The sequence below is a fragment of the Xenophilus azovorans DSM 13620 genome (assembly GCF_000745855.1).
Lineage (GTDB): Bacteria > Pseudomonadota > Gammaproteobacteria > Burkholderiales > Burkholderiaceae_C > Xenophilus > Xenophilus azovorans.
The window spans coordinates 163,235-172,979 of sequence record NZ_JQKD01000011.1 but is presented as its reverse complement, the minus strand read 5'-3'; the positions used below and the strand labels follow the sequence as shown (position 1 = coordinate 172,979).

Genomic DNA, 9,745 nt, shown 5'->3' with positions numbered 1-9,745 from the left:
TTGGGCAAGCTCGACCGGCGCCGCATCGCCGCGCTGGTGGGCGTGGCGCCTTTGAATCGCGACTCCGGCCAGATGCGCGGGCAGCGTTGCATCTGGGGTGGGCGCGCCGATGTGCGACGAACGCTGTACATGGCCACCCTCACGGCAGTGCGGTACAACCCGGCGCTCAAGGCGTGCTACGAGCGCCTGCTGATGGCCGGCAAGCGCAAGAAGGTCGCCCTGGTCGCCTGCATGCGCAAGCTGCTGACGATGCTCAACGCCATCGCCAAACATGGCTCGATGTGGGATTCGACTATGCATTGCGCTTGACGAGCAAGACGGTTGCTCAGTCCAGCTCGCCCTGGCGCCGAGCGGCACGCGTTCGGCCGCGGCGACGACGCCGGCGAAGCTGTAGGGCGATTGAACCCACAGGCCATGCGCTGCGGTCGCGATCGCGCCGATCTCGCGCATCACCCGTTGATCGCCGAACAAGCCTTCGTCGAGCGCGATGGCGTCTTCGCGCGCCTCCCCGCAGCCCGGCACGGCGCCGGCAATGCGCTCGGCCAGCGCATCGTCCGTCGGCGCCGCCCCCGGAAGCAGCTGCGCCACCGCCGCGCGGCCGAGCATGCGCCGCGCCGCAAGGTAGCGGGCCGCACGCCCGGCCGGCGCCTGTGGCGCGTGTTGCGAATGCACCCACGCGATGCCCCACACCAGATCGTTGCCGTATCCGCCAAGGACCACGTCGTGCTCGCGGCGCACCTCGGCGCACAGGCGGAAGAAAGGGTGAACGTGCGGCGCCGGCATCTCGAGGTGCCACACGATCGCGGGCAGCGCCTCGACACTGGACGCCCCTCCGAGAGCGACGACGCGGTGCTCGGTGCCGAACAGCGCCGCGACGCGCGCGGCGGTGTCGCGGTCGCTGGTGTCATCCTCATCGGCATCGAGGGTGTACGTGACGATGCGCTCATGCCCGGCAGCCCGGAGCAGCGCCACGATGGCTGCCGAATCGACACCCCCGCTGAGCAGCACCGCCGGCGGCCGGCGGCTCGCCGATGCGCGAGCCACCGCCGCAGCGAGCGCTGCCGTGTAGCCGGATTCGATCTCCGCCATGCCGGCAGGCGCGGCGACGCCGGGCCGGCGCTGCCAGTAGCGCATCAGGCGCGGCGGCCGGCCTGCAACCGCGTCGAGCATGCAGCCGGCCGGCACCTGCCTGACGCCGGCGAACAGCGTGCCGGGGGGCACCGGGTGCGCCAGCACGAGCATGTCCTCGAGCGCGCTCCGGTCCATCCTGCGCGGCACATCGGGCAACGCAACCACGGCCTTCGCGGCCGTGCCGAAGCTCAGCCCGCCGGCGCCCTCGTGGTAGTACAGCCCGCACACGCTGGCGCAACGGTCAGCGCACAGCAGGAGGCGGCGCTGTCGTGCGTCCCACACCACGATCGCGAAAAAACCATGCAGGTGGTCCACGAAGCCCGGCCCGTGGCGCTCATAGCGTGCCAGCGCGACCTGGGCGGCAGCGCCCGGCATGGCTTCCTCGATCACGCCGATCACGGCGACAAGCAGTTGCCCGCCGGCGCCTGTCGCCCACACTGCCGATCCGATGGTCGACAGCCTGCCTGGGCACACGGCAAGCGAGAAGGCCGGGCCATGCGTGGTGAACTTCGGCACGCAGCCCAGCACGCGCGCGGCCTCGCTCAGCGCGCCCTCCCCCGGATCGCGGCCCAGAACGCCGAAGATGCCGTCCATGGCCTGCTGCCGGCGACGCCGTCACGGCGTGGCAGCCCGTGTGCTGCATGCGCCACCGGGGATCGGGTGCATGCAGGGCGCGGCACACGCCCGCCGTGGTCGGGAGGTGATCATCTTGGCGTGATGCAAGTGAAGTCCGTTTCGCGAAGGCACGCATCTGGATTGAAGGATGCCCGCGAGCGATGCGATGTCCCCGCAGGAACGACTGCGCGTGGCCGGCGAACTCTGCGCAGCATCGTAATTTCTTGCGACCCTTTCGCAAACAGCAGCTGCGCAGCACGACATCCCTTTGCCGCGAGGAACCCGAACCGCCGCTGCGCTCGGCCTCTTGCTGGATGGCGACACCAATGGCATCCTGCCCCGCAGCCCCTGTCTTCCCCACGGCACCGATCACCATGGCATTGACCCACGCAACCCCCGGCGCGCCCTGCGACGTGCGCCCGCTCGGCCCCCGGCTCGGCGCCAGCCCCTCCGTCGCGCTGTTCAAGTCGCGCCAGTTGGAGGTGATCCGCCTCGTGCTGCCGGCCGGCAAGACCATGCCGCCGCACAGCGTGCACGGCGAGATCACCCTGCAGTGCATCGAGGGCCTGCTGCAGGTGGAGCTGCGCGCGGGCGTGCGGGTGCTCGAGCCCGGACAGTTGCTCTTCCTCACCGGCGACGAGCTGCATGCCGTCAGCGCGCCGGTCGATTCGTCGGCGCTGCTGACCATCGTGCTGACGCCCAAACAGGAGGCGGCTGATTCAACGATCAACCGTTCGCGCTGAGCTTGTCGAAGCGCCGCGCGAGGCTTCGACAGGCTCAGCCCGAACGGTTCATGCCGGCAACCACCGGCGCCTCGCCCCAGCCGCCGCCCAGCGCGCGCACCAGCCCCACCGTCGCCTGGTACTGCGCGGCCCGCACCTGCAGTGCCTGGCGGCGGTTGCGCAGTTCGCTGCGGCGGGCGTCCAGCAGGTCGAGCTGGCTGATGTAGCCGTTGCGGTAGCGCGTGTCCGACAACTGCATCGCGCGGCCCGCGGCCTCCACGGCGGTGGCCTGGGCCCGGGCCTGCTCGTGCAGCAGGCGCAGGCCGGAGAGCTGGTCCTCCACCTCGCGGAAGGCGGTGAGCGACTGCGCGCGGTAGTCCGCCAGCGCCTCGTCCAGCCGGCCGGCGGCCTGCTCCACGCCGGCCGCGCGCCGGCCGCCGTCGAAGATCGGTAGCGACAGCAGCGCGCCGATGCCCCACGAGCGGGCCGACCACTTGAACAGGTCGCCCAGCTCCGGCGAGGCGAAGCCGCCGCCGGCCGTCAGGGCGATGTCGGGGAAGTACGCGGCCTTCGCCGCGCCGACGCGCGCCTGTGCCGCCAGCACCTGCGCCTGCGCCGCGGCCACGTCGGGCCGGCGCGTCAGCACGGTGGAAGGCACGCCCGCCGGCACCACCGGCAGCGCCGTCCGCCAGGGCGCGACGCCGACGCCGAAGCCGGCCGGCGGCTCGCCGACCAGCACCGCCAGCGCGTGCTCCAGCTCGGCGCGGCGTCGGTCCAGCGCCAGCGCCTCGGACTCGTTGGACGCGACCTCGGTCTGCACCCGCGCCACGTCCAGCGCGGCCACGTCGCCCGCCTGCTGGCGGCGCTGCGTCAGGCGCAGGGTGTCGCGGTAGGCGTCCACGCTCTCGCGCACCAGGGCGCGTTCCGCATCGGCGGCGCGCAGGGCCAGGTAGGTCTGGGCCACTTCGGCCTGCACCATCAGGCGGGTGCTCTGCAGCAGCGCCTCGCGCGCCTGCGCGTCGAGCTGCGCAGCGTCTCCGGTGCGCGCGAGGCGGCCGAACAGGTCCAGTTCCCAGGCAGCGCCGACGCCGGCGGTGAGCAGGGTCGAGGGCTGCGTGGACTGGTTGCGGTCCAGGCCGCGCTGGCGGCCGGCGCCGGCATCGAGGCCGATCTGCGGCAGGCGGTCGGCCTGCGCCGAGCGCGCCAGCGCCCTCGCCTGCCGCACGCGGGCGGCGGCCTGCTGCAAGCTGGTGTTGTTCTCGGCGGCGCGCGCGATCAGCGCGTCGAGCACCGGGTCCTGGAAGGCGCGCCACCACTCGCCGCGCGGCTGGGCCTCGGCCGGCGCGGCAGCAGTCCAGCGGCCTTCGGTGCCCGGGCCGGAGGGCGCCAGCGCCTCCTTGAACTGCGCCGGCGTCCCCACCGCCGGCACGCCTTCGGGCGCGCTGGCGCAGCCGGCCAGCACCAGGGCGGCCAGCAAAGGCGCGAGCGCCATGCGGGGAAGAAAGTTCGTCATGGTCGTTCTCCTCGTGGACGCGATGCGTTCATTCGTGGTGGCCGCGCGGCGCGGCCGGCAGCAGTTGCGGGCCGGAACCTCCGCCACGCGCCGGGTGCTCGGCGGAAACGAAGTCGTCCGCATGCGTGGGCACCTGCCCGTGCTGGCGCAGCGGCCGGTTGCCGGCCAGCCGCCGCAGTGCGACGTAGAACACCGGCGTGAGGAACAGGCCGAAGGCCGTCACGCCGATCATCCCGGCGAACACGGCCACGCCCATCGCGCGCCGCATCTCGGCGCCGGCGCCGGTGGACAGCACCAGCGGCAGCACGCCCATGATGAAGGCCAGCGAGGTCATCAGGATCGGCCGCAGGCGCAGCCGGCTGGCCTCGATGGCGGCCTGCACCGGCGTGCGTCCCGCGAACTCCAGCTCGCGCGCGAACTCGACGATCAGGATCGCGTTCTTGGCCGACAAGCCCACCAGCACGATCAGCCCGATCTGCGTGAAGACGTTGTTGTCGCCCGCCGAGAGCCACACGCCCGTCATCGCCGCCAGCAGGCCCATCGGCACGATCAGGATGATCGCCAGCGGCAGCGTCAGGCTCTCGTACTGCGCGGCCAGCACCAGGAAGACCAGCAGGATCGCCAGCGGGAACACGATCACCGCCGAGTTGCCGGCCAGGATCTCCTGGTAGGTCAGGTCGGTCCATTCGAAGTGGATGCCCGGCGGCAGCGTCTCGGCGGCGATGCGCTCGATGACGGCCTGCGCCTGGCCCGACGAGAAGCCCGGCCCCGCGGCGCCGTTGATGTCGGCGGTGAGGTAGCCGTTGTAGCGCATGGCGCGCTCGGGGCCGAAGCTCGATTCCACCTTCATCAGCGCCGCCAGCGGGATCATCTCGCCCGAGGCGGAGCGCACCTTCAGCGCGCCGATGTCCTCGGCCCGCGCGCGGTACGGCGCGTCGGCCTGCACGCGCACGCTGTAGGTGCGGCCGAACTTGTTGAAGTCGTTGGCGTAGAGGCTGCCCAGGTAGATCTGCAGCGTGTCGAAGATGTCCGTCAGCGGCACGCCGAGCTGGCGTGCCTTGGTGCGGTCGACGTCGGCGAAGAGCTGCGGCACGTTGACCTGCCAGCTGGTGAACATGCCCGTCAGCTCCGGCGCCTGGCGCGCCTTGCCCATGAAGGCCTGCACCGCCTTGTCCATCGCCTCGTAGCCGAGCGAGGCGCGGTCCTCGAGCTGCAGCTTGAAGCCGCCCGTGGTGCCCAGCCCCGCCACCGGCGGCGGCGGGAACATCACGATGAAGGCGTCCTGGATGCCGGCGAAGGCCTGGTTGAGCTGGCCCGCCACCGCCGCGCCGCTCTGGTCCGCGCCCTTGCGCTGGTCGAAGGGCTTGAGCATCGCGAACACGATGCCGGCGTTGGAGCTGTTGGTGAAGCCGTTGATCGACAGCCCCGGGAAGGCCAGCGTGCCCTCGATGTTCGGGTTCTTCTTCATGATCTCGCCCATGCGGCGGATCACCTCGTCGGTGCGGTCGAGCGTGGCGCCGTCGGGCAACTGCGCGAAGCCGATCAGGTACTGCTTGTCCTGCGTCGGCACGAAGCCGCCGGGCACCGCCTTGAACAGGCCGAAGGTCAGCCCCGCCAGCGCCAGGTAGATCACGAGCATCAGCGTCTTGCGCGAGATCACGCCGCGCACGCCGCCGCCGTAGGCCTCGCTGCCGCGGTGGAAGAAGCGGTTGAAGCCGCGGAAGAAGCCGCCCAGCACCTTGTCCATGCCGCGGGTGAGCGCGTCGCGCGGCGCGTCGTGCCCCTTGAGCAGCAGCGCCGCCAGCGCCGGCGAGAGCGTCAGCGAGTTGATCGCCGAGATCACCGTCGAGATGGCGATGGTGACGGCGAACTGCCGGTAGAACTGCCCCGTGAGGCCCGAGATGAAGGCCAGCGGCACGAACACCGCCACCAGCACCAGCGCGATGGCGATGATCGGCCCCGAGACCTCGCGCATGGCGCGGTAGGTCGCGTCGCGCGGGCTGAGGCCCGCCTCGATGTTGCGCTCCACGTTCTCGACCACCACGATGGCGTCATCGACCACGATGCCGATGGCCAGCACCAGCCCGAAGAGCGACAGCGCGTTGATCGAGAAGCCCAGCAGGTGCAGCACCGCGAAGGTGCCGATCACCGACACCGGCACCGCCAGCAGCGGGATGATCGAGGCGCGCCAGGTCTGCAGGAACAGGATCACGACCAGCACCACCAGCGCCACCGCCTCCAGCAGCGTGTGGATCACCGACGCGATGGAGGCACGCACGAACTGCGTCGGGTCGTAGGCGATGCGGTACTCCACGCCCTCGGGCATGGTCTTCTGGATCTCGTCCATCGTGTGGCGCACGGTGTCGGAGATCTGCAGCGCGTTGGAGCCCGGCGCCTGGAACACGCCGATGCCCACCGCCGGGTCGTTGTCGAGCAACGAGCGCAGCGAGTAGTCGGCCGCGCCCAGCTCCAGGCGGGCCACGTCGCGCAGCCGCACCACCTGGGTCGAGGGCTCGCCCGCGGCGCCGCCCTTGACGATGATGTCGCCGAACTCCTCCTCGTTGGCCAGGCGTCCGCGGGCATTCACCGACAGTTGCAGGTCCACCCCCGGCAGCCCCGGCGAGGCGCCCACCACGCCGGCGGCCGCCTGCAGGTTCTGGCCGCGGATGGCGCCCACCACGTCGCTGGCCGAGAGGCCCCGCTGCGCCATCTTCTGCGGGTCGAGCCAGACGCGCATCGCGTACTCGCCGCCGCCCCAGATCTGCACCTGGCCCACGCCCTCGATGCGCGCCAGCCGGTCCTTGACGTTGAGCACCGCGTAGTTGCGCAGGTAGTCGATGTCGTAGCGGTTGTTGGGCGAGACCAGGTGCACCACCATCGTGATGTCGGGCGAGCTCTTCACGGTCGTCAGGCCCAGCCGGCGCACCTCTTCCGGCAGTCGCGGCTCGGCCTGCGCGACGCGGTTCTGCACCAGTTGCTGCGCCTTGTCGGGGTCGGTGCCCAGGCGGAAGGTGACGGTGAGCGTCATCACGCCGTCGGTGGTGGCCTGGCTGCCCATGTAGAGCATGCCTTCCACGCCGTTGATCTGCTCCTCCAGCGGCATCGCGACGGTCTCGGCGATCACCTTGGGGTTGGCGCCGGGGTACTGCGCGCGCACCACGATCTGCGGCGGCGAGACCTCGGGGTACTCCGAGATCGGCAGGCCGCGCAGCGCGATCAGGCCGGCGATCAGCATGAGCAGCGACAGCACGCCGGCGAAGATCGGCCGGTCGATGAAGAATTTAGAGAGGTTCATGGCGCCATCTCCTGCGGTGGCGGGGTGAGGAAGGCCCCCGCGCGGGCCGCGGGGGCCCGCACGGTGGCGTCTGCTTCGTCTTGAAGTGGGCTGGTCCGCTCAGCGCAAGGTCATGAGCGGGCGCCGGCGCGCTCGGCGCTCGCCGTGGCCGTCATCGGCACCTCGCTGGGCGCGACCAGCGCGCCGGGCCGCACGTGCTGCGTGCCGTTGACCACGATGCGCTCGCCGGCCTTCAGGCCCGAGCGCACCACGCGCAGGCCCTGCACCGAGGCGCCGAGCGTGACTTCGCGGTACTCGGCCTTGTTGCCCTCGCCGACCACCAGCACGAACTTCTTGCTCTGGTCGGTGCCCACGGCGCGCTCGCTCACCAGCACGGCGCGGCTGTCCTGCGCCTGGCCCATGCGGATGCGGGCGAACTGGCCGGGGATCAGTGCGCCGTCGGCGTTGTCGAAGGTGGCGCGCACCCGCACCGTGCCGCTCTTCGGGTCGACCTGGTTGTCGATGAGCTGCAGCCGGCCCTCGAAGGGCGTGCCCTCGGTGGCGGCAGTGCCCATCTGCACCGGGATCTGCGCGATCTGCGTGCGGACGGCGCCGCCGCCGGGCAGGTCCTTCAGCGCGCGGGCCACCACCTGCTCGTCGGCGTCGAAGCTGGCGTAGATCGGGCTGACCGACACCAGCGTGGTGAGCACCGGCGCGCCCGGCCCCGCTGGCACCAGGTTGCCGACGGTGACCTCGGCCCGGCCGATGCGCCCCGCCACCGGCGCGCGCACCTGGGTGTACGAGAGGTTCAGCCGCGCGCTCTGCAGCGCGGCCTGGGCGGCGCGCAGGTTGGCCTCGGCCTCGCGGCCGGCGTTCAGGCGCTCGTCCAGCTCGCGCTGGGCGATGGCCTGCTCGTCGTACAGGCGCCGGGCGCGCTCCTGCTCGCTGCGGGTGTAGCCGGCGCGTGCCTGGGCCGAGGCGACCTGCGCCTCGGCGCGCTGCACCTCGGCCTGGTAGGGCGCGGGGTCGATGGTCAGCAGCAGGTCGCCCTGCCTGACCAGCGCGCCTTCGCGGAAGTGGATGGCCTGCACCGCGCCGGCGACGCGCGAGCGCACGTCCACGCGCTCCACGGCCTCCAGCCGGCCGGAGAACTCGTCCCAGGCGTTGACGGGCCGCTCCTCCACCGTGGCGACCGACACCGGTGTGGCCTGCGACGCCGCATCGGCGGGCGGGTTGCTCGCCTCGGCGCGCAGGCCGTACAGGCCGGCGATGCCGGCCCCCACCGCCAGCACGGCGGTGAGGCTGGTGATGGCGGGCCAGAGCCGCCGGCGCGCCGGCGGTGAGGACGAGGAAGGCTGTGCGTTCGAGTTGGCCATGGCGGTTCCTTTCGGATCGAAGGGATGCAGGGCGCCGCACCCTGCGCGGGTGGCGCGGGGCGTGGCGTTCGTCGGTTGTCGTCGTGGGCTTCGGCGGGTTGCCGGAAAGGGTCGGCGGGTGGGTTCCCGCCGTCATGCATCGCGGCGCGGCGCCGCGGTCAGAGCGGCGGCGGCGCGCCGGAGGGCTCCGCCTCGAAGAAGTCGATGAAGCGCTGCTTCACCGTCGCCGCGCAGACCGGACACCCGGGGTCGTCGGGCTGGTACAGCGCATCGGGCCACTGCGAGTCGTTCGGCAGCACGGCCGCGGTGACCGGGATGCCGGCCGCCTGCAGCCGCTTCGCATAGGCCAGCGCCTCGTCGCGCATCGGGTCGTCCGGCCCCACCAGCACCAGCGTGGCGGCCACGTCGGCCAGCCGCAGCGACGAGCCCGGCACCGCGTAGGGGTGCATCGTGTCCATCGGCCGGCGCAGGTAGCTCTGCCAGCCGGTGGCCCACTTGCAGGGCGCGTCGGAGCAGGTCGCCTCGCGCACCGAGGCGGTGCCGGCGCACGGGTCGAGCATGGGCGACAGCAGGATCTGGCCCGCCAGCGGCGGATGCCCGCGGTCGCGCGCCACCAGGGCCACGGCCGCGGCCAGGTTGCCGCCTGCTTCCTCGCCGGCCAGGAACACGCGTGCGCCCTTACCGGCCAGCTTCACGCGCTGCTTGTAGACCCATTCCAGCGCGGCGTAGCCGACCTCGATCGGCTTCGGGAAGGGATGCTCCGGCGCCAGCGGGTAGGCCAGCGACACCACCCGCGCCCCGGCGGCGCACAGCAGCCGGGCCACGTTGCGGCCGTTGTCCAGGCTGCCGCACACGAAGGTGCCGCCATGGAAGTGCAGCACCAGCGGGGCGCCCGCGGCGCCCTTGCGCCGCTCGCCGTAGATGCGGGCCTGCGCCGGCTCGCCGCCGGCGAGTTCGATGCGGATGTCTTCTTCGGCCACGGCGCAGCCGGCCGTGGCGGCTGCCCCGGGCGGATGGGTGACGGTGGAGGTGGACATCGTGGGACCTTTTCGGATCGGCGTAGGAGAACTATACGAGCCGCGCCGCCGCGCCGCACGGGCCGGGCCTTCCCACT

6 protein-coding genes and 1 pseudogene are annotated in these 9,745 nt (G+C 72.3%); 2 read left to right on the top strand and 5 right to left on the bottom strand.

The window, feature by feature from the left end; all coding sequences use genetic code 11:
• On the top strand, positions 1–309 hold a 309-nt coding region (locus tag Q392_RS33855), incomplete at its 5' end, for a transposase (RefSeq protein ID WP_157008417.1).
• 33 nt (positions 310–342) lie between these two features.
• Here Q392_RS33855 and Q392_RS33850 read toward each other — a convergent pair.
• A pseudogene (locus Q392_RS33850) lies at positions 343–1,506 on the bottom strand (asparagine synthase-related protein); the annotation flags it as partial.
• Positions 1,507–2,120: 614 nt separating this feature from the next.
• On the opposite strand from Q392_RS33850, the gene Q392_RS08725 reads away from it, so the two are divergent.
• Positions 2,121–2,489: a cupin domain-containing protein gene (locus tag Q392_RS08725; protein WP_051953108.1), complete on the top strand. Its 369-nt coding sequence runs from the start codon at positions 2,121–2,123 to the stop codon at positions 2,487–2,489.
• Positions 2,490–2,523: 34 nt separating this feature from the next.
• Here Q392_RS08725 and Q392_RS08720 read toward each other — a convergent pair whose 3' ends face one another.
• The 4 genes from Q392_RS08720 to Q392_RS08705 all read right to left on the bottom strand — a co-directional run bounded on the left by Q392_RS08720 (position 2,524) and on the right by Q392_RS08705 (position 9,668).
• Complete coding sequence (locus tag Q392_RS08720) at positions 2,524–3,981, bottom strand: efflux transporter outer membrane subunit (protein WP_038204786.1); 1,458 nt, start codon at positions 3,979–3,981, stop codon at positions 2,524–2,526.
• Positions 3,982–4,009: 28 nt separating this feature from the next.
• Positions 4,010–7,276 carry an efflux RND transporter permease subunit gene (locus Q392_RS08715; protein ID WP_038204784.1) on the bottom strand — a complete coding sequence of 1,089 codons (3,267 nt, stop codon included), beginning with the start codon at positions 7,274–7,276 and terminating at the stop codon, positions 4,010–4,012.
• Between the two features lie 110 nt (positions 7,277–7,386).
• Positions 7,387–8,631, bottom strand: a complete 1,245-nt coding sequence (locus Q392_RS08710) for an efflux RND transporter periplasmic adaptor subunit (protein WP_038204782.1) — start codon at positions 8,629–8,631, stop codon at positions 7,387–7,389.
• A 158-nt stretch (positions 8,632–8,789) separates the two neighbouring features.
• Positions 8,790–9,668, bottom strand: a complete 879-nt coding sequence (locus Q392_RS08705) for an alpha/beta hydrolase (RefSeq protein ID WP_038204780.1) — start codon at positions 9,666–9,668, stop codon at positions 8,790–8,792.
• Positions 9,669–9,745 lie beyond the last annotated feature (77 nt).

What these genes read in the sequence shown, in the direction of transcription:
- Q392_RS08710 (WP_038204782.1), bottom strand. Translation starts at nt 8,631, where the DNA reads ATGGCCAACTCGAACGCACAGCCTTCCTCGTCCTCACCGCCGGCGCGC.
- Q392_RS08705 (WP_038204780.1), bottom strand. Translation starts at nt 9,668, where the DNA reads ATGTCCACCTCCACCGTCACCCATCCGCCCGGGGCAGCCGCCACGGCC.
- Q392_RS08725 (WP_051953108.1), top strand. Translation starts at nt 2,121, where the DNA reads ATGGCATTGACCCACGCAACCCCCGGCGCGCCCTGCGACGTGCGCCCG.
- Q392_RS08715 (WP_038204784.1), bottom strand. Translation starts at nt 7,276, where the DNA reads ATGAACCTCTCTAAATTCTTCATCGACCGGCCGATCTTCGCCGGCGTG.
- Q392_RS08720 (WP_038204786.1), bottom strand. Translation starts at nt 3,981, where the DNA reads ATGACGAACTTTCTTCCCCGCATGGCGCTCGCGCCTTTGCTGGCCGCC.